Raw genomic sequence first — 22,630 nt, forward strand, 5'->3', positions numbered from 1 at the left:
CAGCAGGTTGCTAGGCCGGCTCCAGATAGTCCACCAGCAGTTGCAGCGACCGGCGGCCGCGATATTCATTGATGTCCAGCTTGTACGCCAGCTTAACTTTCTTCGCCTCCCGCGGCCACTCTTCAGTGTCCACATTGAAGGCGATGGCGTCCAGCGGGCACTGCGGATCCGCCTGCGGAGCCACCACCATTTTCAGGTGGCGCTCACCGACAATACGCTGCTGCAGCAACAGGAAATCCCCATCAAACAGTGGCTCGGGAAATGCCTGTCCCCAGGGTGCGCAGCTGCGAAGCAACGCGGCGGTTTCCAGGCTGAACTCCGCCGCCTCCAGCTCGCCGTCGGATTCGAGCACGGCCTGCAGCTGCGACGGATGCAGCCGGTCGCGCACGGCCTGTTCGAAGGCGTTGCGGAATTCCGCCAGATTCTGCAACGGCAGACTCAGCCCGGAAGCCATGGCATGGCCCCCGAATTTGCTGACCAGTCCCGGATTGCTGGCGACTACGTCGCTGATGGCATCGCGAATATGCAAACCGGGAATAGAGCGCGCCGAGCCCTTGATAAGTCCATTGTCCCCGTCGGCAAAGGCAATTACCGGACGGTGGAATTTGTCTTTGATACGGCCGGCCAGAATACCCACCACGCCCTGGTGCCAGCGCGAATCGTGCAGACACAGACTCCAGGGAATTTCCCCCTCGAGCCGCAACTGTTCCATCGCCGCCATGGCTTCCCTTTGCATGCCCTGCTCTATCGCTTTGCGGTCGCGATTCAGAGCGTCCAGTTCCGCGGCCAGAGCGCGGGCTTCCCCGGGATCGTCGGTCAACAGGCAGCGAATACCGGTACCGATATCGTCGAGGCGGCCGGCGGCGTTGATGCGGGGTCCAAGTACAAAGCCGATATCGCTGCTGCACAGCCGGCGCTGATCGCGCCCGGCAACTTCCATCAGTGCGCTGATTCCCGGACGGCAGCGGCCTGCGCGAATACGCGCTATGCCCTGGTGCACGAGAATGCGGTTGTTGTGATCCAGGGGTACCAGGTCCGCGACGGTACCCAGTGCCACCAGATCCAGATACTCGGCCATATTGGGCACCGCTATGCCGCTGTCGCGGAACCAACCGCTCTCCTCCAGGGCGGTGCGCAGTCGGCTCATCAGGTAAAAGATCACCCCCACCCCCGCCAGATGCTTGCTGGGAAAATCACAGCCGGGCTGGTTGGGGTTAACGATGGCATCCGCGGCGGGCAACTGCTCCCCCGGCAAATGGTGATCGGTAATGACGACTTGCATACCCGCCGCCTTGGCGGCAGCGACACCGTCCACACTGCTGATGCCATTGTCCACGGTAATCAGCAGGTCCGGCTGAAAATCCCCGGCTACCGCGACGATTTCGGGGCTGAGACCATAGCCATGGTCAAAGCGGTTGGGCACCAGGAATTCCACCTGCCCCCCCATGGCGCCCAGTGCCAACACCCCCAATGCACTGCTGGTGGCACCGTCCGCGTCAAAATCGCCGACGATCAGGATCTTCTCCCGCTTCCTCACTGCCCCGGCCAGCAGCTGCACGGCGGTTTCCAGGCCCCGCATCGCACCGGGCGACTGCAGTTTTCCCAGGCTATGTTCCAGCGCTTCCGCGCCGGTGACGCCGCGGCCGAGAAGTATCCGCTGCAGAATCGGCGGGGTGCCAGATGCAAAACGGCCAGCGCACAAGTCCACTGGCCGTCGTTGAATTATTCTTTTCATTTTCACTCGATCTTGGACTGTGAAATCAGAGGGCCCCGGCTATCCATCGGTGTACAAGCGCCAGATCCCCTGGCAGCACCTCCAGGCGCTCCTCGCGCTGCAACAGGTCCTCCATGTGCGACGGCAGTGCTACCTGGTGGGATGGCAGTGCCTGGGCCACGGCTGCGGAGAATTTTGCCGGGTGCGCGGTGGAGAGGCAAACCATCGGTTGTTCCCGCGAGCGGCGCACTTGTCGCGCAGCCTCCACACCGATGGCGGTATGCGGATCCAACAGATAACCGTTGGCTTCATAGAACTCCCGAATCACGCTGACGGTACGCTGGTCATCGACCCGGTGGGAGGAAAACAGCTGCTGCGCCCGCTGCAAAACGGACTGGGGCAGTTGCACCGCGGCACTGCGATCAGCCAGCAGCGCCGCTACCGCGGCGCCGTCCCGATCATAGAGGTCGAACAGCAGTCGTTCAAAATTGCTGGATACCATTATGTCCATGCTCGGCGACAGGCTGTGTACCAGGGGCCTCGGCGAGAGGTCATTGTCACTCAGGCAGCGGTGCAAAATATCGTTGGCATTGGTGGCAATCACCAACTGGTTGACCGGCAGGCCCATTTGGCGGGCCAGGTAACCGGCATAGATATCACCAAAATTACCGGTCGGTACGGAAAAATTAACGCTTCGGTCCGGCGCCCCGAGATTGAGCGCGGCGTAAAAGTAATAGACGATCTGGGCCATGATGCGCGCCCAGTTGATGGAGTTGACGGCCACCAGCCGGCGCCCGGAGGGCAGGAAAGACTGATCGGCGAAGCTGGCCTTGACCATATTCTGGCAATCGTCGAAGTTGCCCTCAATGGCAATGTTGAACACATTGTCAGATAGCACGGTGGTCATCTGCCGGCGCTGTACCTCCGACACCCGATTGTGGGGGTGGAGGATAAAAATATCGATATTGTCACAGTGGCGACAGCCCTCAATGGCCGCCGAGCCGGTATCCCCCGAAGTGGCACCCAGCACCACTGCGCGTTCACCGCGCTTGTTGAGCAGGTGATCGAACAGCTGCCCGAGAAACTGCAGAGCGAAGTCCTTGAATGCCAGGGTGGGTCCGTGGAACAACTCCAGTATCCACTCACCGGCGGCGGACTGCACCAGCGGCGCCATCGCCTCGTGCCGAAAACCGTCGTAGGCCCGCTGGACGATAGCGCGCAACTCAGCTTCAGTGAGGTCTTCGCCCACAAACGGCTGCATAATGCGCACCGCCAGTTCCCGATATTCAAGTCCCGCCATCCCGCGAATCTCCTCCTTGGAGAATGTCGGCAGGGTTTCCGGCACATAGAGGCCACCGTCACTGGCCAGGCCGGTGAGCACAGTGTCGGAGAAAGAAAGGGACGGCGCACGGCCGCGGGTGCTGATGAATTTCACAGTCTACTCTGCTTTGCTGGCAGTTCAGGAATTCCCACCGGAACACCGGCGGGGGCGGGTAGGAATGACTCAGCCCAGGGTTTCGACGCGAATACGCACAACTTCACCCTGGACACTATCCAGGGCCTGGATCTTCGCCACCGCTTGATTCAGTCGCACTTCCCTGGCGCGGCTGGTGAGTATCACCACCGGGACCAAAGTTTCGCCCGGCTGTGGTTCATGCTGGATCAGGGCCTCGATACTAATGCCCTGATCACTGCAGATTTGTGCCACCTGGGACATCACCCCCGGCTTGTCCTGAGCGGAAATACGCACATAGTAGCTGGTGACCACCTCCTCCATGGGCGGCACCCGGGCTTCAGTTCTGCAGCCCCCCTGGGCCACCCCGGCGGAGGGCACCCGCTGGTGGGGTGCAGCTTCGAGGGTGCGCGCCAGATCGACGATATCGGCAATCACGGCCGAGGCCGTGGCCTCAGCGCCGGCTCCGGGACCATAGTACATAGTGGGGCCGACGGCGTCCCCCTGTACCAGTACCGCATTCATCACGCCATCGACATTGGCGATCAGGCGGCGCCGGGGAATCAGAGTCGGATGAACCCGCAGTTCAATCCCATGCTCGGTGGCGCGGGCAATACCCAGGTGTTTGATACGATAGCCGAGTTCATCCGCATAGCGGATATCCTCGATGGCAATACCACTGATGCCCTCGGTGTATACCTTGTCGAATTGCAGCGGCATGGCAAAGGCCAGAGAGGCCATAATCACCAGCTTGTGGGCCGCGTCGACGCCTTCAACATCGAAAGTGGGGTCCGCCTCCGCATAGCCCAATGCCTGCGCCTGTGCCAGCGCCTCATTGAAGCTGCGGCCCTGGTCGCGCATTTCGGTCAGGATATAGTTGCCGGTACCGTTGATGATGCCCGCCAGCCACTGGATACGATTACTCACCAGCCCTTCGCGCAGGGATTTTATGATGGGAATACCACCGGCTACGGACGCCTCATAGGCAATAGACACCCCCCGCTCCGCAGCGGCGGCAAACAATTCATTGCCAAACTCGGCGATCAGCGCTTTGTTGGCGGTGACCACATGCTTGCCATTGGCAATAGCGGCAAGTACCAACTCACGCGCTACCGTAGTGCCACCGATCAGCTCCACCAGCACGTCCACCTCCGGATTGCTGGCAACATCGAAGATTTCCCGGGTGACATTCAAGGCGCTGGTGTCACAGTCGGGATTGTCACGGCGGGCACCTATCTGCACGATTTCCACCGGGCGGCCGCAACGGGCGGCGATCCCCTCGCCATTGCGCGCCATGACATTTACCGTACCGCTGCCCACGGTGCCAAGGCCACAAATGCCAACGCGCACCGGACGACGGCGGCTGTCCGCCGGGATCTCCTGTGATTCTTTAACAGCTTGTTCGATGGCTGCGCTCACTAGACTCCTCCGCGCTGCTGGCCACCCATTCGGCGGCGGTACCCGGCCTTCCCGGGATTACACTATCGCCGAATTCAGACCCGGCGCCAGGGCAACAAATAGTAACAAAAACGAAAAAGCGACGACAGTCTTACCGAGGCAGAGGGCAAAAGACCAATTAAATTGCGCGACGATCGCAGTCAGTCAGGCGGGAAAAGGAATGGAGGGGCCCGGCGGGTCACACAAACCCGCCGGGCATAAACGCTATTGACCCGGCAAACCAGTTGCCGGGTCAATGCGGAACAGGGATGTAGCGTCTCTGGGCGAAGGCCGGCTCAAGCCCATCCGCTTGATTGCGCAGGTTTTCAAGGGCCGCAATCCAACGGATGAGGGACCATCAATTGGATTGTCGGGTTAACAAGGGAAAAAGCTTCAGATCCCGAGTCCCTTGCTCAACAGTTCCGGTGGCTGGTAGCCGGGGATCAATGTACCGTCTTCCAACACTATGGTGGGCGTGCCGCGAACCTTGATGGCCTCACCGCCCAACTTGTATTGGGCCGCCACCGGATTGTCGTCGCATACTTCTAAGGGCACATTCTCACGATTCTTCAGCGCCGTCAGGGTACCGTTGGGATCCTTGGCGCACCAGGCGGTGGCGAGTTTGCGGTAGCCGAGAGAGTCCAGGCCCGCGCGCGGAAAGGCGAGATAGCGCACCTCGATACCAAGTTTGTTCAGCTCCGGTACGTCATTGTGCAGTTTGCGACAGTATCCGCATTCCACGTCGGTAAACACGAAGATATGCGCTTTGGTCTCACCCTTCTCGGGGGAAAACACGATCATGTCGTCAATATCCTGCTCTTCCATCACCCGCGCCCGCTGTTTGGCACGATTCTCTTCGGAAAGGTTGACGACACCGGCGTTGTCGACGCGATAGAGATCACCATAAACGAAATGACTGCCATCCGCGGACACAAACAGCGTGCTCCCAGAAACTTCCACTTCATAGAGCCCGGGGATGGGGCTCTGGCGAACTTCGCCATAGGTGGCTTGAGGGTTACTGGCGGAGAGGCGAGCCTTGATGGTCTCGGCCACTTTCGCGTCCACCTGTGCATTGGCACCGGCTGCTACCAGTGCCAGTAGTGCACCAACCAGCACCAGCGGTTTGTTGAAATAAGTCATTCCCAATTGCTCCTTGTTCTGCTCCCTGGTTTCGACTTGCAGGTCTCGGACCGGTTCCCGCCAGTAGCAAACCGGTTGGCGGCAATTGCCCGCCGATGGCGGGCCCAGCGCCTTTTTACCCCATTCTCCTCCAAAGCACCAGCGCCGCCCGCAACTCGACAGCTAAGTGTAGGACCTGTGTCACAGACCCGGAGACAAGGCACCTCCCTGTCTGACAATATACGACCAAAACGCCCACCCTCGCGGGTGTGCTGAGCGCCATCCACCTTTTGGCAGCCCGCAGTTTTCCCGCGAACAAAAAAAAGCCGGAGCAATAATGCTCCGGCTTTTTTGACCAGCAATGCCAGTCTTATTTGAGTTTTTCCTTAATACGCGCCGCTTTACCGGTAAGATTGCGCAGATAGTACAGCTTGGCCTGACGCACATCCCCGCGACGTTTGACAGTAATAGTTTCCACCAGTGGGCTGTGGGTCTGAAAGGTGCGCTCGACACCGACGCCGTGAGAGATCTTACGCACGGTAAACGAAGAGTTCAGGCCCCGGTTGCGACGGCCTATAACGACACCTTCAAACGCCTGCAGGCGCTCGCGGTTACCTTCCTTTACTTTTACCTGGACAACGACAGTGTCACCCGGGGCAAAGGCGGGAATTTCTTTTTTCAGCTGTTCCTGTTCCAGGTTCTGAATCAGTTTATTGGTCATTTGGAAGACTCCCAAATTCAGTTTATGTAGCTTCTCAGCTAGGTCGCCGGACCTCTCCCGCCTCCCGGCGAGTCCGACCTGTTCTCGACCGCCCAGCGGGCTCAGCGGTCATCGTCCTGTGCGGCGCCTTGCCGCCGGATTTCATCCAGCAGCTCGCGCTGCTCGTCATCCAGCTCCAGCCGCTGCAGCAAATCCGGGCGGCGGTGCTGGGTGCGCGCCAGTGCCTGCTTCAGGCGCCAGCGGCGAATTTCTTCGTGGTTGCCGGAAAGCAGGACATCCGGCACCTTGCTGCCCCGGTATTCCTCCGGGCGGGTGTAGTGCGGGCAATCCAGCAACCCCTGCGCAAAGGAGTCCTCCACGGCCGACCGGTCATGACCGAGCGCGCCGGGAATCAAGCGGGTAATGGCATCCACCACCACCATGGCGGCAAGTTCCCCGCCAGTCAGCACATAGTCGCCGATGGACCACTCCTGATCTATCAGCAGGCCCGCGATGCGCTCGTCGATCCCTTCATAGCGACCGGCCAGCAAAACCAGATTGCCAGCCTGCGCCAGCTCTCCGACACCACCCTGGTCCAGTTGCCGCCCCTGGGGCGAGAGATAGATGGTCCGCGCTCCGGCTCCCCCCTCCTCTGCCCAGGTGCGGGCCTCACTCAATGCCCGGAACAGCGGCTCTGCGAGCATGACCATCCCCGGACCGCCACCGTAGGGCCGGTCGTCCACGGTCCGGTGCCGGTCACTGGTGAAGTCCCGTGGATTCCAACAGCGCACTTCCAGCAGGCCATCCCTCACCGCGCGACCGCTGATACCATAATCGGTCAAAGCGGCGAACATCTCCGGAAAGATTGTGACCAGCGCGATTCGCTTAGCCGCCATCAGTTCAAAATTCCGGATCCCAGTCCACGGTGATCACACCGGCTTCCAGGTCGATATCAGTCACAAAGTCACCCGGCAGATAAGGGATCAGGCGCTCGCGCCGATCACTGCCGCCGCGCACCACCAGAACATCGTTGGCACCGGTTTCCATCAATCGGAACACCCTGCCAAACTCGTATTCACCACCGCCAAATGCGCTGATCACACGCATTCCCTCCAGCTGGTGCCAGTAGTACTCGCCTTCGCCCAGCTGCGGCAGGTCCGAATTGATGACGGCGATATCCCGCTGGCAAAAACGCGCCGCCGAATCGCGGTCATCGATACCCTCAATATGCGCGATCAGCCCCTTGCCGTGACGCCGGCAGGCATCGATGTGGAGTCTCTCCCAATCCCCGTCCCCACGCAGAAACCAACGCGAAAACTGCAGGACATTATCCATCGGCTCCGTAAAGGACTGGATTTTCACCCAGCCGCGCACACCGTAGACCGAGGTTATGCGTCCAACGGTGACCAGCCCGGCTGAATCCGGCCCCTTTTGCACCACAGACGCACTCTTTGTCCGCAAGCCGTGCCTATGCGGATTCTTTCAGCAGCTTGGAAACGCGATCGGATACCTGTGCACCCTGGCCTACCCAGTAGTCGACACGCTCACGATCTACACGCAGACGCTCTTCCTGACCACGGGCAATCGGATTGAAGAAACCGACACGCTCAATAAAACGACCGTCGCGGGCGTTGCGACTGTCGGTAACGGTCAGGTGATAAAACGGGCGCTTCTTAGCGCCACCACGAGCCAAACGAATGGTTACCATGTAGCTTTCCTGTATGTTCACACATCGGACTGCCGCACTGTGATCCACACATCAAGCGGACAGCCGACCCGGCTGAAAGGCGGCGTATTCTAATGGAATGCCCGGGCTTTGTATAGCGTCCAAAAGCGCCCCATCGACGCCCTGCGCTTACCCCTCATTTCTTGCGAAAACCCGGCGGCAGGCCACCGGGCATGCCACCCGCACCACCGGCGCCAGGCAAACCGCCCATGCCCGGCATACCGCCCATGCCGCGCATCAACTTGCCCATGCCGCCGCCCTTGAGCTTTTTCATCATCTTGCCCATCTGCTTGTGCTGCTTCAGCAGGCGGTTCAGATCCTGGATCTGGGTGCCGGAACCGGCTGTAATGCGGCGCTTGCGGGAACCGTTGAGAAGATCCGGGTTGCGCCGCTCGGCCACTGTCATGGACCCGATGATGGCGTCCATGCGCTTGAACTCTTTGCCCATGTCCGCCTGCTGCGCCATCTGCGCCATGTTGCCCATACCGGGCATTTTGTCCAGCAGGGAACCCAAGCCCCCCATATTCTGCATTTGCTGCAACTGATCGCGCAGATCCTCCAGGTCAAAGCCCCTGCCCTTCTGCACCTTCTTGACCAGCTTTTCCGCCTTGGCCCGATCGATCTTCTGCTCCGCCTCTTCGATCAGCGACAGAATGTCACCCATACCGAGAATACGGGAGGCAATTCGGTCCGGGTGGAAGGCTTCCAGGGCATCGACTTTCTCGCCGACACCGACAAACTTGATCGGCTTGCCGGTCACATGGCGCACCGACAAGGCCGCACCGCCGCGGGCATCGCCGTCGACCTTGGTGAGGATGACACCGGTCAGCGGCAGGGCATCGTTAAACGCACTCGCGGTGTTCACCGCATCCTGGCCGATCATGGCGTCGATGACGAACAGGGTCTCGGCCGGATCCAGTGCGCTGTGCAACTGGCTGATCTCGTCCATCAATTCCTGATCTATGGCTAGGCGGCCCGCGGTATCCACGATCAGTACATCGGCAAACTGCTTGCGCGCGGCGTCGACGGCACCCCGGGCGATATCCAGCGGTTTCTGCTCGGGAGCCGAGGGGTACAGCAGCGCGCCGACCTCATCCGCCAGGGTCGCCAGCTGCTCAATGGCCGCAGGGCGGTATACGTCCGCACTGACCATCATCACTTTCTTTTTCTCGCGGGTCTGCAGATAGCTGGCCAATTTGGCCGCAGTGGTGGTTTTACCGGCCCCCTGCAGGCCCGCCATCAGAATGACTGCCGGTGGCTGGGAGGACAGGTTGAGTGGGACTGCCGCCTCTCCCATCACCGTGACCAGTTCATCCTGCACCAGCTTGACGAACTGCTGGCCGGGGTTCAGCGCCTTGCCGACCTTCTGCCCCACCGCCGCGGTGCGCACCTGCTGTACAAACGTCTTGACCACCGGCAGGGCCACATCCGCCTCCAGCAGCGCCTTGCGGACTTCGCGCAGGGTATCGCGGATGTTTTCGTCGGTCAGCCGCGCCTTGCCGGTGACTTTTTTCAACGCCCCTGACAGGCGGTCGCTCAGGTTGTCGAACATAGCTACGTCTTGATCCCTTTCATATTGATTCGACCGCGCTCACCACACCGGGTTTCCGGGTTGCGCCGGGGTTCCGAAGCGCGGCAGTATAGCGTAGAGTGGCGGCCTGCTGAACACGGGGGTCGCAGCGCTATCTGGCGGGGAAATGGGCCCGATGTCGGGCGCCGCTGCGCAAGCACGGACAGTCTTCCCAGCTTCGGCGCGCTGTGCCACACTGCCAAGCCAGGGCCTGTTCACACTAACCGGGCTGGCCCTAAAGCAACCGGATACGGAATCATCGATGGCGACTTTTGCCCACTGGACGGCAATCGCTTTGTACCTGGCCACTGCCGCAGTGGCCGCACTGAGCCTTAAGCCGCACATCAGGCCGAATAAAGTGCTGCTGCTGGCCCTGCTTGCGGGGGCTGTAGCCCTGCACGGCTGCTCCCTGGTCACCACCCTGGCCGACCCGTCCGGATACCGTTTCGACCTGCTGGCAATGCTTTCGCTGGTGGCCTGGACAGTCAACCTGCTAATTCTCATCCTGGCCATCCGCAATCCCCTGCAATTGCTGATCCTGGTGCTGGCGCCCGTCGGTGCGCTGACCGAGTTTGTCTCCGGCCACCCCTGGGGCGCAGCCGCAGTGCGCCACCAGCTGTCGGCGGGACTGGCCGTGCACGCGCTGCTGTCCATCTGTGCCTACTCACTACTGACCATCGCTACCCTGCAGGCCATCTATCTCCACTACGTCAACCAGCAGTTGCACAATCACAACCCGGGCCTGATCACCCGGCGGCTGCCGCCCCTGCAGACCATGGAGTCGCTGCTGTTCGGCCTGATCACCTTTGGCCAGTTGTTGCTTACTGCATCCCTTGTCACCGGCTTCCTGTTCGTCGACGACCTCTTTGCCCAGCACCTGGTTCACAAGACAGCACTGTCCATACTGGCCTGGCTGCTGTACAGCATCCTGTTGTGGGGGCACTGGCGGCTGGGCTGGCGCGGCAACACCGCGGTGCGCTGGGCGCTGTCCGCTTTCGCGGCGCTGCTGCTGGCGTATTTTGGCAGCAAACTGGTGCTCGAGGTCATTCTGCAGCGCGGCTGAGATTGCACACCCCCACCCATGTCGCCGGCATACTTGCGGTGACAGGAAATCTGTTTCACTATTTCCATCTGCCAATAACTAGAGTTCTCCCTTGAACGAGATGCCCCCGGGTCTGTTATTCAGTCTGCTGGCCCTACTGATCGTCATTTCTGCCTTCTTCTCTAGCTCCGAAACCAGCATGATGGCGCTGAACCGCTATCGCCTGAAACACAGGGCCAGGAGCGGACACCGTGGGGCCAGGCGGGCCGCACAACTGCTCGAGCGCCCCGACAAACTGATCGGCTCCATTCTTATCGGCAATAACCTGGTCAATGTTCTGGTGTCAGTGATTGTCGGATCGGTGTTCGCCCACCTCTACGGAGAAATCCTCACCACCATTGTCCTGACCCTGGTGCTGCTGGTGTTCGCTGAAGTCACGCCCAAAACCATCGCCGCTCTGCATCCGGAAAAGGTCGCATTTCCAGCGTCGCTGATTCTGCGCCCGCTGCAGTGGCTGCTGACCCCACTGGTGTTACTGGTCGGTGGAATTTCCAACGGACTGGCCCGCCTGGTGGGGGTTGAGGCAACAGCGGCCCAGGATGTGGAGCACCTGGCCCCGGAGGAGTTGAGAACTGTGGTGTTTGAGTCCGGTGCCCTGCTACCCAGCAGGCACAAAGGTATGCTGCTCAACGTGCTGGACCTGGATCAGGCGACGGTAGAGGACATCATGATCCCCCGCAACGATGTGGCCGGTGTGGATTTGCAGGATAGTGCCGAGGAAATCCTGCAACAACTGGCGGACAGTGATTACACCCGCCTGCCGGTATTCGAGGGGGATATCAATCGTGTAGTGGGCATTCTGCATCTGCGGCGAGCGACGCAATTTCTGCGCAAAGGCCCGACGGCCTTTGCTGCAGAGGAACTCAAGCGCTATACCGATGAACCCTATTTCGTCCCCGAGGCCACACCGCTGCCGACGCTGCTGATGAACTTCCAGAACAGCAAGCGGCGCATGGCGCTGGTTGTGGACGAGTATGGGGAGGTGATGGGTATCGTAACCCTCGAGGACCTGCTGGAGGAGATTGTCGGCGACTTTACCGTCAGCCCCCCGTCCGGTGAGAGTGAGGAAATCGCCTCCCGGGGCGGTGGCTGGTATGCGATCCAGGGGGGCACTTCCATTCGCGATATCAACCGCACCCTGGGCTGGGAACTGCCCACCGAAGGCCCCAAAACCTTCAACGGCCTCGCGGTTGAGCACCTAGAAAGTATTCCCGACGGCAATATCTGTTTTTACATTCTCAATTATCTGGTGGAGATAGAAGAGGTCTCAGACAAGCGGATTACGCGGGCGCTGGTCAGAAAAATAAATCCCTGAGGGACCCTTTTCGCCGGTGGCCGGCCAGACCAGCCGGCAACAGCAGTCAGGCGGGATCCGCAAGCAACTGCCTGACGGGAGCGAAGCTGCGCCGGTGAATGGGGCTGGGGCCCAGGCGCTTCAGCGCCTCCCGGTGCGCTCTGGTTGGGTAGCCTTTATGCCCCGCCAGACCATATCCCGGATATTGATCGTCCAGGGTGATCATCTCCCGGTCGCGGGTCACCTTAGCCAGAATCGAGGCGGCGGCGATGGCCGCCACCCGGCTATCACCTTTCACCACTGTCTCGCACGGGTAGGACCAGTCCGGCTTGCGATTCCCGTCCACCAGCACATACTCGGGCTGAGTATCCAACTGCTCTACTGCACGCCGCATCGCCAGCAGGCTCGCGTGCAATATGTTGAGCCGGTCAATCTCCGCCACCGACGCCCGCGCTACGGCAAAACTGAGGGCACGCTCACCGATCAGCTCAAACAGTTGCTCGCGCTTTTTTTCACTCAGTTTTTTCGAATCCGCAAGCCCTTCGATAGGCCTGTCCGGATCGAGCACAACTGCCGCCGCGACCACATCCCCTGCCAGTGGCCCACGACCCACCTCATCGACACCGGCGAGCAAAGTGCCACCATAGGCGCACTCGTAGGGACCCGGACCCAATACACAGGATTGAACAGCCATTTCCTCAGTTGTCCTTTTGACTGCCTCGATCAACCAACTGGCACAGCGCCTGAGCCGCGCGGCTGGAGGCATCGCGACGCAGCTGCTGGTGAAGGTCGTCAAACTCCCGCTGCAGCTGATCGCACAACAGCGGATCGTCAAAATAATTCAGCAATGCGGCGCCGAGATTTTCAGCGGTGGCGTTCTCCTGCAATATTTCGGGCACCAGCTCACGCTGTGCCAGGAGATTCGGCAATGCCACCCAATCGGTGTGCAGCATCCGGGAGAAAATAGCGTGGGACAAGCGGGCCATCTTGTAGGCCACCACCATGGGTTTCTTTAGCAGCAGGGCTTCCAGGGTGGCAGTACCGGAGGCGATCAATATATTATCCGCCGCCGCCAGTGCCTTGTGCGACTGACCCCGAAGCAGCGTCACCGGCAGATCTGCAAACGCTTCCAGCTGCGCGGCCAGCTCCTGGTAGCGCTGTTCACTGGCGGCGGGCATCACGAACTTCAACTCCGGCCGCCGCTGGTGGCACCAGCGGGCGCTGCGCAAAAACAGCGGTCCCAGCAGACGCACCTCACCGCCGCGGCTGCCCGGCAACAGGGCAATCAGTTTATCATCGACGGCAAAACCCAGTTCGCGCTTCGCCACCGCCGCGTCCACGTGTAAAGGTATGTCATCGGCCAAAGGGTGGCCGACAAAGGTCACCGGTACCTTATGCTGGCGGTAAAAATCCGCCTCAAAGGGCAGCAGTGTCAGCATATGATCGACGGCGCGGGAGATTTTTTTGATGCGCCCGGCACGCCAGGCCCAAACCGACGGGCTCACATAGTGGACAGTGGGAATTCCCGCTGATTTCAGCGACCTCTCCAGGGAGAGATTGAAGTCCGGCGAATCGATACCCACAAACACATCCGGAGGGTCGGCGAGAAACTGCTCGCGCAGTGAACGGCGAATCCTGAGCAGCTCCGGCAGACGCTTCAGCGGCTCCACCAACCCCATCACCGACAGGCGCTCCATGGGAAACAGTGTCTCCGCACCCAGCTCCAGCATGCGCGGCCCCGCTATCCCTCGCACCTCTACCCGGGCAAAGCGCCGCTGCAGGGCAGCGATCAGTCCGGCACCGAGAATGTCACCGGAAGCCTCACCGGCTACCATACCGATACGCAAGGTGTCGCCAGCTCCACTCATGGGCACATCAGCGGACAATGCCGCGACTGGAGGAAGTCAGGGAATCGATCCAGGGCTGAATCACCGGTGATTGCTCGCGCAGCTCCCCCAGTGCATCCAGTGCTTCATGCATGGTGAGCCCACGGCGATAGACAACTTTGTAGGCCTTGTTGATCCACGCAATGTCCTCACGTGAAAAACCGCGGCGACGCAGCCCTTCGGCATTGATGGTTTTCGCCTCGGCGGGATTGCCGGCCACCATCACATAGGCGGGAACATCCTTGCCGATGGCAGCCCCCATGCCGGTAAATGCGTGTTCGCCGATAGTGCAGTACTGATGCACCAGGCTAAATCCGCTCAGGATCGCCCAGTCCCGCACCTCCACATGACCCGCCAATGCCACATTGTTGACCAGCACTGTATTGTTGCGGATCAGGCTGTCGTGACCCACATGGGCATAGGCCATGATCAGATTGTCATTTCCGATGGTGGTTTCACCCCGGTCCTGCACAGTGCCGCGGTGAATAGTGACACCCTCGCGGATCACATTGTTGTCGCCGACCACCAAGGTGGTCTCCTCGCCCTGATACTTCTTATCCGGGGTGTCCTGGCCTACGGATGCAAACTGGTAAATGCGGTTATTTCTGCCGAGCCTGGTAGGTCCACTGAGCACGACGTGGGAGGCGATTTCACAACCATCGCCAATCTCCACACCGGGGCCCACGATACTGTAGGGCCCGACACTCACCCCCGCACCCAGTGTTGCCGACGGGTCGACAATAGCCGTGGGGTGGATATTCGTCTGCATTCTGCGACCTACTCCTACAAGGCTGAAAAACCCGGAACCCGCGCTCTGCGCGAAGATAGAAGCACTGCCATAGCCACTGCACCGGCCGGCAACTTTTTTAATTTATCAATCCGGCAATCCACCAGATGACCCCTCACCCATTGGATTGCCGCCCCTGGAAATCAGCGCAATTACGCGGAATCGCTTGCTTTCCAAGGGCCCACGCCGACCTTTGGCCGCCACATCCCTGTGCCCCATTAACCGGGCAACTTATCCAGCTGTCGGGTCAATAGTTAGCCGTGAATCACACCTGCTTCACCGCACAGAGCACATTCGCTGTGGTCGCCAGCTCGCCATCGACACTCGCCTTGCAGGCAAACTTCCAGATGCCGCGGCGCTCAGACACCACTTCAGACTCCAGCAGCAAACGGTCGCCCGGGACTACCTGGCGCTTGAAACGCACATCGTCAATGCCGCCAAACAGATACAGGTATCCGTCCTCAGGCTTCTGGCCAAGGGTCTTGAAGCCGAGGATGCCGGACACCTGCGCCAATGCCTCTACAATCATAACACCGGGGAAAATAGGCACCTCGGGAAAATGCCCGTTGAATACCTCTTCATTCACGGAGATATTCTTATAGCCCTTGATGTACTTCCCCTCTTCCAGCTCAACCACGCGGTCCACCAGCAGAAACGGGTAGCGGTGTGGCAGGTATTGACGAATTTCGCGAACATCCATCATTCCAAAAACCCCCAGAAACCACTTCGGGGCGCAACACGCCCCGAACAGACAAACTTCATCAATTATCAACCGGCGTTGAAGCTGGTCAACTCCCATCCTCCAAGGACTGTGCCTCAGTGGATGCCCCCGGCCCCAGTTGCTCGAGCCGCTGTTCAATTTCGCGCAGACGTCTCGCCATCTGATCCAGCTGCGTATACCGCACTGCATTCTTACGCCACTTGCGACTGTCGGAGAACGGTGTGCCGCTGGAGTAGGATCCAGCACTATCGATCGACTTGGTCACCAGTGTCATGGCGCTTATATGAACACCATCCGCCACGGTCACATGGCCGACGACCCCAGCACCACCTGCGATGGTACAGTGTTTTCCGATCACCGCACTGCCCGCCACTGCAGCACAAGCAGCGATGGCTGAGTAGTCACCAATTTGTACATTGTGCGCGATTTGCACTTGGTTGTCGATCTTCACCCCGCGCCCAATGACAGTATTGCCAAGTGCACCCCGGTCGATACAGGTACAAGCGCCCACTTCCACTTCATCACCAATTTCCACCGAGCCCAGCTGATGAATCTTGACCCAACGGCGTTGGTGGGGAGCAAAGCCAAAGCCGTCGGCTCCAATTACCGCCTGACTGTGAATGATGCAGTTCCGGCCAAGGGTGCAGTCGTGATAAAGCGTTACCCCCCCGTGCAGGCGGCTGCCATCACCAATCTCGCTGCCGGCGCCAATGACACAGTTTGGCCCTATGACGACATTAGCCCCTAAACGTGCGCGGGCTTCGATCACCGTACCCGGTCCGACACTGGCACTGGAATCCACTATCGCCTGCGGGTGGACCACCGCCGAGGGATGGACACCGGAATTGACCGGCGGCGCACAATCAAACAGCGCTGTGGCTTGTGCAAATGCGTGGTAAGGATCGTCAACCACCAGCGCCGATACCGGGCACTCATCCACCCAGTCAGCTCGCAACAACACCGCCGCAGCGCGGGTGCCGGGGAGAAACCGCCGGTAACTGGCGCTGGCCAGGAAAGAGACCTCCGAGGGCCTCGCTTCCGGTAAAGTGTTGAGCCCGGATATTTCCTGTGCCGGATCTGCTTCAGGTACGAGACGCAGATCCGCGCCAAGCTCCCGCGCCAGCCGGGACAGGGGCAGTTTTTGTACCATTTAAGCGGTGCGCCGACGATTACTTGTCGGCATTCATCCGCTCAACCACTGCCGCCGTCAGGTTAACTTGCGGGCCGGCATAGTAGGCGGAATTGGCATCCAGCACCAGGTCCAGCATCTGCTCTTTGATGATGGCATTCAGCGCAGCCTGCGCTTTGGGAGCCATCTCCCGTTGAATCTCCTGGCCCACCTGCCCTTCCAAAGCCCGCAGTTTTTTCGCCACTGTATCAAAGTCCGAACGCTTGAAATTTACCTTGCGCTGGTATTCCGCCTTCTGCTCGTCGGACCAGGTCATGCCATTTTTTTGCATATCTTCAGCCAGCTTCTGGACCTCTGCACGAATCGACTCGGCATCGCTCTGCAATTTGGAATACTCGGAGCTGGTTTTCATGGCATTCACTTTCGACTTGGCCATTTCGGTGCTCATAATGGCAGCCTGTAAATTGAATACCGCCACCTTGCTCTGCGCCGCGGCCACCCCGGACAGCAAAATACCTGTCACCAGCACTGCGATGATTTTTACGGAATTAAGCACTTTCAGTTCTCCATAGTTGCTTTTCTTACAATTGTCGAGTCGCATTTCGCATTCAGCGTTAGAGCGCAAAAAACGCATTGCCACGGCGGCCACACCCTCTTAAAAACTATTCCCCAGGGAGAATTGGAATACCTCAACCTCATCTTCCTCGTTCTTCTCCAGTGCCTTGGCCAGGCTGAAGGTCAGCGGACCAAACCCGGTAATCCAGGTCAGGCCGATACCCGCGGAAACATTGATATGATTGAGGTCGACATCATAGCAGTTGAGCTGCGTAGCACCGCAGCTGGTATCAAATACGTTGCCGGCATCGATAAAGAAGGCGGATTGCATAGAGCGTTGATCCTTGACGAACGGCAGTGGAAATATCACCTCGGCACTGCCCTCAATCAGGATGTTGCCGCCAAAGGGATCAGGGTCCTGGAATTGGGAAGTCACCTCCAATTCCCCAGCATTGGCATTCTGCACATAGCAGTTGGTAACGAAGCCCTCGGCGTCCACCTCACACGGGTTAATCCTATACTGCTGGAAAGGTGTCGACCGTGGGCCCAACGAATTGCGCTCGAAACCGCGCACAGAACCAAAGCCACCGGCGTAGAAATTTTGAAAAAATGGCAATTCTGTGGTGGTGCCATAGCTGTCTGCATAACCCAGCCTGGTGCGCAGACGCAACGTCAGGTCCCTGGTCAGAGGCCGGAAATACTGGCCGGTATAGATAAGCTTATAGTACTCCAGGTCGCCACCGGGCAAAGTAAACTCGAACGACATACGCTGGGAAGTGCCGCGCGTGGCGAGAATACCGCGGTTGAGGGTGGAGCGGGCATAGGAGCCGGTCACGGAAAAGGAATCGAATGTATCGCCATTCAAATCGATAAAGCCATTCGGATCCGTATTGAGCAGTGCCGGATCGAGAGGCTCACTGAGATCCAGTGCCTCTCCCTCTTCCAGCGCCTCTTCCAGTTCGGCGTTGATGGTAGCGATATCGGACGACAGAACCACACCATCCAAACCTTCAATGGGTACCGGACTATCCCGGATTTCCTTGACCGGGAAATCGCCGACACCCAGCTCCAGATGGCTGAAACCTAGATTCAGACCAATCCGGGAAATCTCCGAGATTGGGTAGCCAAAACTCAGGCTGGCACCATACCTTGTGCTGTTATAGTTGGTAACGCCAAGCTCGGAATAATCCTGCTCCTGATAATAAATAGAGAAACCGCGACTGACCCCGTCCGGAGTAAAATAGGGATCCGTATAGGAGAAATTCAACGCTGTCTGAAACCGCGAGGTATTGACCGCCACACCCACCGATTTGCCAGTGCCAAGCCAGTTGTTCTCCTGAATGTTGGCACCTAGCACCAGACCGCTGTTTTGGGCATAACCCACGGTGCCGCCAATGCTGCCGGAGGGCTGTTCCTCCACCGTATACTCCACATCGATTTGATCGGAAGTTCCGGGCACTTCCGTGGTTTCGACCTGTACCTCCTTAAAGTAACCCAGGCGCTCCAGACGGACCTTGGACTGTTCGATACGCGCCGACGACGCGGAGGAGGACTCCATCTGGCGCATTTCCCTGCGCAACACTTCGTCGGAGGTACGAGTATTGCCGCGGAAATTGATGCGCCGCACATAGGCGCGCTTGCCCGGGTCGATAAAGAAGGTCACTTTGACCGTCTTGTCTTCTTCGTTGGGTTCCGGGATACCGTTCACCTCGGCGAAGGTGTAACCCTCGTTGCCGAGGCGCTTGGTGATATAGTCGGATGTGGTGGTCATCAATACCTGGGAGAAGGTCTGTCCCTCCCGCACCAACAGCAGGCGCTGGATTTCCTCTTCTGGGACCACTGGATCCCCGGCCAGGTCGACCTCACTCACTGTATAGACATCGCCTTCGCTGACATTGACAGTGATAAACACACTGCGCTTGTCCGGGCTCAGTGAAACCTGGGTGGAATCGATGCGAAACTCGAGATAGCCCCGGTCCAGATAAAAGGACTCCAGCCGCTCCAGGTCGCCGGTGAGTTTCTCGCGGGAATACTTGTCGTCGCTGCGCAGCCAGGACAGCCACCCGGTGGTTTGCAGCTCGAAGATCTCACCCAGTTCCTCGTCCGAGAAAGCGGTGTTACCGACGATATTAATATGCTTGATTGCGGCTACGGAGCCTTCGTCCACAACCACTTTGAGTTCGACCTGATTGCGCGGCAGCTCCTTCACCTCGGTGGTCACACTAGCACCATAGCGGCCCTGAGCGACATACTGACGCTCCAACTCCTGGGCCAGCCCCTCCAGTGTGGCGCGTTTGAAAATCTGGCCTTCCGCGAGACCGTTTTCCTCCATCCCCTTGAGCAGGTCCTCGGTCTTGATAGCCTTGTTGCCGGTAATCTCTATTTTGGAAATCGCCGGTCTTTCGCGCACGGTGATAACCAGGACGCCGTTTTCGCGGCCGATCTGAATATCCTGGAAATAGCCGGTGCGAAACAGGGCGCGGGTGGCACTCTGAATCTCCAGGCTTTCGATCTGGTCTCCCACGCGCACCGGCAGGGCGGCAAACACTGTGCCGGCGGACACCCGCTGCAGACCCTCGACACGGATGTCGTTGACCACAAACGATTGCGCCAAAGCACTGATGGGCAACGCCAGCCCCAGCGAGGCCGCTTTGAGAAAATCTTTCATCTAGTAAATCCGACTTTTTATTCGCAATTCCACTGACAGTCCAAACCAACCCGGCAGGGCCCTAGTTTCCATCACCATCTCTACAAACTGCGCGGTTTCAGGCTACCCGGAGTATCGCGCTATACCTGCGGGGCCCGTCAAAGGCGCAATATATCGTTGTACAGGGCCAGCCCCATGATTCCGAGCACCAGCACCATCCCAACCTGCAGCCCGATCACCTGCACCCGCTCTGATACCGGCGAGCCTTTGATTGCCTCAATACAATAGTAAAGAAGGTGACCACCATCGAGGATGGGGATTGGCAGCAGGTTGATCACTCCCAGGCTGATGCTCAGTAATGCCAGCAGTGACAGGAACGACTGCCATCCGGCGTCGGCGGAAGTGCCAGCCACTTTAGCAATGGTGATTGGGCCGCTCAAGTTTCGGGTGGAGAGCTGCCCCAAAATCAGTTTCTTCAGGCTGCTGAGGGTAAACTGGGTCTTGTCCCAGGTTTCCTGCAACCCCTTGCTCAAGGCACCGAAAACACCATAGTGATAGGTGCGAATCCACTCCGGGGGCCATTCCTCTCCTCTCGGCAATACACCGATGCGGCCAATGGTGTCACCGTTGTCCAGCGTGACCGGCTCCGGCGTGACCGTCAATAACTGCCGCTCACCGTTGCGATCCAGCGCCACCTGCAACACCTGTCCAGGCCGCGCGCGCAAATACTTGGTCCACTCACTCCAGTCATCGAACGGCTCGCCATCGGTGGCCAAAATTTTATCCCCCGGGCGCAACCCCGCCAGTTCGGCTGGACTGTCAGCGGTGACTTCCGCAAGGGTCATGGTGATATCGGGAGTCCACAGCTGAACACCAATTTCCCTCAGCGGGTCGGCCACTTCCCGCCCCGCCAGCCAGCGCCGGATATCGGCAGCTGAGTGGTATTCCAGGTTGGAGTCCGCATAGCGCACGGTAAATTCGATCCTGCCAGTGTCCCCCAGGCGGTTGGCCAAACGCCAGTTCAGCGCCTGCCAGGTGGGTGTCGGCTTGCCGTCCACGGCGATAATCTCCTGGCCGGCTTCCAGTCCCGCGGCGGCGGCGATAGAGTCCGGCTGAACCCCCGACACCATGGGAACCGGGCCCGCAGTACCACCCATGAACACAAACCAGAAGAGTACCGCGGCCAGCAGGAAGTTGGCCGCCGGACCCGCGGCGGCAATGGCCATCCGGGCCCATACACTCTTGCGGTTGAAGGCCTGTTCCAACTGGTCCTGTGGCACCGGCCCCTCCCGCTCGTCCAGCATCTTGACGTAGCCGCCGAGGGGGATTAGTGACAGGGCATATTCAGTGCCCCGACGGTCGTAGCGGGTCAGCAACCGGCGCCCGAACCCCACCGAGAACCGCAGCACCCTGACGCCGCAAAGTCGCGCCACCAGAAAGTGTCCCAGCTCGTGAAAAGAGACCAGCACTCCGAAGGCCAGAAGCGCCCAGATTACTTTTTGCAAAACATCCATAATTTGGCCAGAAGCTCACTCAGTTGCAGATATGCGCCACCAGGGGTCGCCGATATGCAATCATATGGGTCAAACGGCGCCAAGTACCTCCAGCGCCAACTCGCGCGCTCTGCAATCCGCTGTTTCGACTGCATCCAGCCCTGTCAGTTCAACGGCTTCTGCGCGCTTCAGGACCCGCTCTATCACCGCGGGGATGCCGGTAAACGCCAACTGGCCCCGTAGAAAGGCCTCCACCGCCACTTCATTGGCTGCATTCAAGCTGGTGGGAGCGCTGCCGCCGGTACTCATGGCGTCCCTCGCCAGCCCCAGGCAGGGGAAGCGTCCCATGTCCGGCGCCTCGAAATCCAGGCGTCCCAAAGCCACCAGATCCATAGCCGCAACGCCACTGTCTATGCGCTCCGGAAACGCCAGCCCGTGGGCAATCGGGGTCCGCATATCCGGGTTGCCCAATTGCGCCAGCACCGAACCATCGCGGTATTGCACCATAGAGTGCACGATACTCTGGGGGTGAACCACCACTTCGATTTGCTCCGGGCCGGCGCCAAACAACAGACAGGCCTCGATGAATTCCAGCCCCTTGTTCATCATGGTGGCAGAATCCACCGAAATCTTGCGCCCCATGGACCAGTTGGGATGGGCGCAGGCCTCATCGGGCGTGACCCGGTGCAGATCATCGTTCACCCTTGTTCGGAAGGGTCCCCCGGACGCGGTGAGCAGGATCTTCTCCACGCCGGCGGATTCCAGGCTTCCGCAGGGCTGCGGCAAACACTGGAAAATCGCATTGTGCTCACTGTCGATGGGCAGCAGTTGCGCACCACTGGTATTCAACGCGCGCATAAACACAGGCCCGGCCATCACCAGTGACTCTTTGTTGGCCAGCAGGACCTTCTTACCCGCTTCGACTGCTGCCAGTGTCGGCCGCAGGCCGGCGGCACCGACGATGGCGGCCATCACTGTGTCCACCTCCGGATCTGCCGCCACCCGGCACAATCCCTCGACACCACAGAGGACCTGGGTGTCCAGTTCAGCACCGCGCAGTAACTGGCGCAGCTCCTCCGCGCCCTGCTCGGTGGCCGCGACGGCGAAGCGGGGTGCGTAGCGGCGGCACTGCTGCGCCAGTTCGGCGATACGCTTGCCGGCGGTGAGGGCAAAGACGGAATAGCGCTGTGGATGGCGCGCCAGCACATCCAGCGTGCTGGTGCCGATGGAACCGGTGGAACCGAGTACCACCACTGACTGAACTACTGCGGGCTGCATGGCGCTTACTTACCTCGCG

At 59.6% G+C, this 22,630-nt stretch carries 20 protein-coding genes; 2 read left to right on the forward strand and 18 right to left on the reverse strand.

Features of this window, described 5'->3' with window-relative positions; translation table 11 throughout:
* Nucleotides 1–10 precede the first annotated feature (10 nt).
* The 9 genes from recJ to ffh all read right to left on the reverse strand — a co-directional run bounded on the left by recJ (nucleotide 11) and on the right by ffh (nucleotide 9,701).
* Complete coding sequence (gene recJ, locus AB1S50_RS08570; RefSeq protein WP_367150173.1) at nucleotides 11–1,735, reverse strand: single-stranded-DNA-specific exonuclease RecJ; 1,725 nt, start codon at nucleotides 1,733–1,735, stop codon at nucleotides 11–13.
* Between the two features lie 25 nt (nucleotides 1,736–1,760).
* Complete coding sequence (gene thrC, locus AB1S50_RS08575; RefSeq protein ID WP_367150174.1) at nucleotides 1,761–3,149, reverse strand: threonine synthase; 1,389 nt, start codon at nucleotides 3,147–3,149, stop codon at nucleotides 1,761–1,763.
* Nucleotides 3,150–3,218: 69 nt separating this feature from the next.
* A complete protein-coding gene (locus tag AB1S50_RS08580) occupies nucleotides 3,219–4,544 on the reverse strand; it encodes a homoserine dehydrogenase (RefSeq protein ID WP_367150230.1) in 1,326 nt (441 codons plus the stop codon).
* A 453-nt stretch (nucleotides 4,545–4,997) separates the two neighbouring features.
* The gene (locus AB1S50_RS08585) at nucleotides 4,998–5,744 is read right to left on the reverse strand and encodes a DsbC family protein (RefSeq protein ID WP_367150175.1); all 747 of its coding nucleotides are present in this window, start codon (nucleotides 5,742–5,744) and stop codon (nucleotides 4,998–5,000) included.
* 349 nt (nucleotides 5,745–6,093) lie between these two features.
* A complete protein-coding gene (gene rplS, locus AB1S50_RS08590; protein ID WP_367150177.1) occupies nucleotides 6,094–6,444 on the reverse strand; it encodes a 50S ribosomal protein L19 in 351 nt (116 codons plus the stop codon).
* A 101-nt stretch (nucleotides 6,445–6,545) separates the two neighbouring features.
* The gene (gene trmD, locus AB1S50_RS08595) at nucleotides 6,546–7,319 is read right to left on the reverse strand and encodes a tRNA (guanosine(37)-N1)-methyltransferase TrmD (protein WP_367150179.1); all 774 of its coding nucleotides are present in this window, start codon (nucleotides 7,317–7,319) and stop codon (nucleotides 6,546–6,548) included.
* A 4-nt stretch (nucleotides 7,320–7,323) separates the two neighbouring features.
* Nucleotides 7,324–7,863 (reverse strand): ribosome maturation factor RimM, encoded by a 540-nt coding sequence (gene rimM / locus AB1S50_RS08600; protein ID WP_367150180.1) that lies wholly within the window; start codon nucleotides 7,861–7,863, stop codon nucleotides 7,324–7,326.
* A 28-nt stretch (nucleotides 7,864–7,891) separates the two neighbouring features.
* Complete coding sequence (gene rpsP / locus AB1S50_RS08605; protein ID WP_367150181.1) at nucleotides 7,892–8,131, reverse strand: 30S ribosomal protein S16; 240 nt, start codon at nucleotides 8,129–8,131, stop codon at nucleotides 7,892–7,894.
* A 154-nt stretch (nucleotides 8,132–8,285) separates the two neighbouring features.
* Nucleotides 8,286–9,701, reverse strand: a complete 1,416-nt coding sequence (ffh, locus tag AB1S50_RS08610; RefSeq protein ID WP_367150182.1) for a signal recognition particle protein — start codon at nucleotides 9,699–9,701, stop codon at nucleotides 8,286–8,288.
* A 280-nt stretch (nucleotides 9,702–9,981) separates the two neighbouring features.
* On the opposite strand from ffh, the gene AB1S50_RS08615 reads away from it, so the two are divergent.
* Nucleotides 9,982–10,782 (forward strand): cytochrome C assembly family protein, encoded by an 801-nt coding sequence (locus AB1S50_RS08615; protein WP_367150183.1) that lies wholly within the window; start codon nucleotides 9,982–9,984, stop codon nucleotides 10,780–10,782.
* Between the two features lie 91 nt (nucleotides 10,783–10,873).
* On the forward strand, nucleotides 10,874–12,136 hold the full coding sequence (locus tag AB1S50_RS08620) for an HlyC/CorC family transporter (RefSeq protein WP_455363742.1): 1,263 nt from the start codon (nucleotides 10,874–10,876) through the stop codon (nucleotides 12,134–12,136).
* Between the two features lie 46 nt (nucleotides 12,137–12,182).
* Here the strand turns inward: AB1S50_RS08620 and rnhB are convergent, their stop codons facing one another.
* The 9 genes from rnhB to ispC all read right to left on the reverse strand — a co-directional run bounded on the left by rnhB (nucleotide 12,183) and on the right by ispC (nucleotide 22,611).
* Nucleotides 12,183–12,809 (reverse strand): ribonuclease HII, encoded by a 627-nt coding sequence (rnhB, locus tag AB1S50_RS08625; protein ID WP_367150184.1) that lies wholly within the window; start codon nucleotides 12,807–12,809, stop codon nucleotides 12,183–12,185.
* Between the two features lie 4 nt (nucleotides 12,810–12,813).
* A complete protein-coding gene (lpxB, locus tag AB1S50_RS08630; RefSeq protein ID WP_367150185.1) occupies nucleotides 12,814–13,983 on the reverse strand; it encodes a lipid-A-disaccharide synthase in 1,170 nt (389 codons plus the stop codon).
* Nucleotides 13,984–13,990: 7 nt separating this feature from the next.
* On the reverse strand, nucleotides 13,991–14,770 hold the full coding sequence (gene lpxA / locus AB1S50_RS08635) for an acyl-ACP--UDP-N-acetylglucosamine O-acyltransferase (protein WP_367150186.1): 780 nt from the start codon (nucleotides 14,768–14,770) through the stop codon (nucleotides 13,991–13,993).
* A 283-nt stretch (nucleotides 14,771–15,053) separates the two neighbouring features.
* Nucleotides 15,054–15,491, reverse strand: coding sequence for a 3-hydroxyacyl-ACP dehydratase FabZ (fabZ, locus tag AB1S50_RS08640; RefSeq protein ID WP_367150187.1), 438 nt, complete (start codon nucleotides 15,489–15,491; stop codon nucleotides 15,054–15,056).
* An 85-nt stretch (nucleotides 15,492–15,576) separates the two neighbouring features.
* The gene (gene lpxD, locus AB1S50_RS08645) at nucleotides 15,577–16,659 is read right to left on the reverse strand and encodes a UDP-3-O-(3-hydroxymyristoyl)glucosamine N-acyltransferase (protein ID WP_367150189.1); all 1,083 of its coding nucleotides are present in this window, start codon (nucleotides 16,657–16,659) and stop codon (nucleotides 15,577–15,579) included.
* Between the two features lie 19 nt (nucleotides 16,660–16,678).
* A complete protein-coding gene (locus AB1S50_RS08650) occupies nucleotides 16,679–17,194 on the reverse strand; it encodes an OmpH family outer membrane protein (RefSeq protein WP_367150190.1) in 516 nt (171 codons plus the stop codon).
* Nucleotides 17,195–17,293: 99 nt separating this feature from the next.
* Entirely contained in the window at nucleotides 17,294–19,861 is a 2,568-nt protein-coding gene (bamA, locus tag AB1S50_RS08655; RefSeq protein WP_367150191.1) for an outer membrane protein assembly factor BamA, read from the reverse strand.
* Nucleotides 19,862–19,998: 137 nt separating this feature from the next.
* Nucleotides 19,999–21,354, reverse strand: coding sequence for an RIP metalloprotease RseP (gene rseP, locus AB1S50_RS08660; protein WP_367150192.1), 1,356 nt, complete (start codon nucleotides 21,352–21,354; stop codon nucleotides 19,999–20,001).
* 69 nt (nucleotides 21,355–21,423) lie between these two features.
* Complete coding sequence (gene ispC, locus AB1S50_RS08665) at nucleotides 21,424–22,611, reverse strand: 1-deoxy-D-xylulose-5-phosphate reductoisomerase (protein ID WP_367150193.1); 1,188 nt, start codon at nucleotides 22,609–22,611, stop codon at nucleotides 21,424–21,426.
* Between the last annotated feature and the right edge of the window lie 19 nt (nucleotides 22,612–22,630).

Source organism: Microbulbifer discodermiae (assembly GCF_040742695.1).
In the GTDB taxonomy this organism is placed as follows: Bacteria; Pseudomonadota; Gammaproteobacteria; order Pseudomonadales; family Cellvibrionaceae; genus Microbulbifer.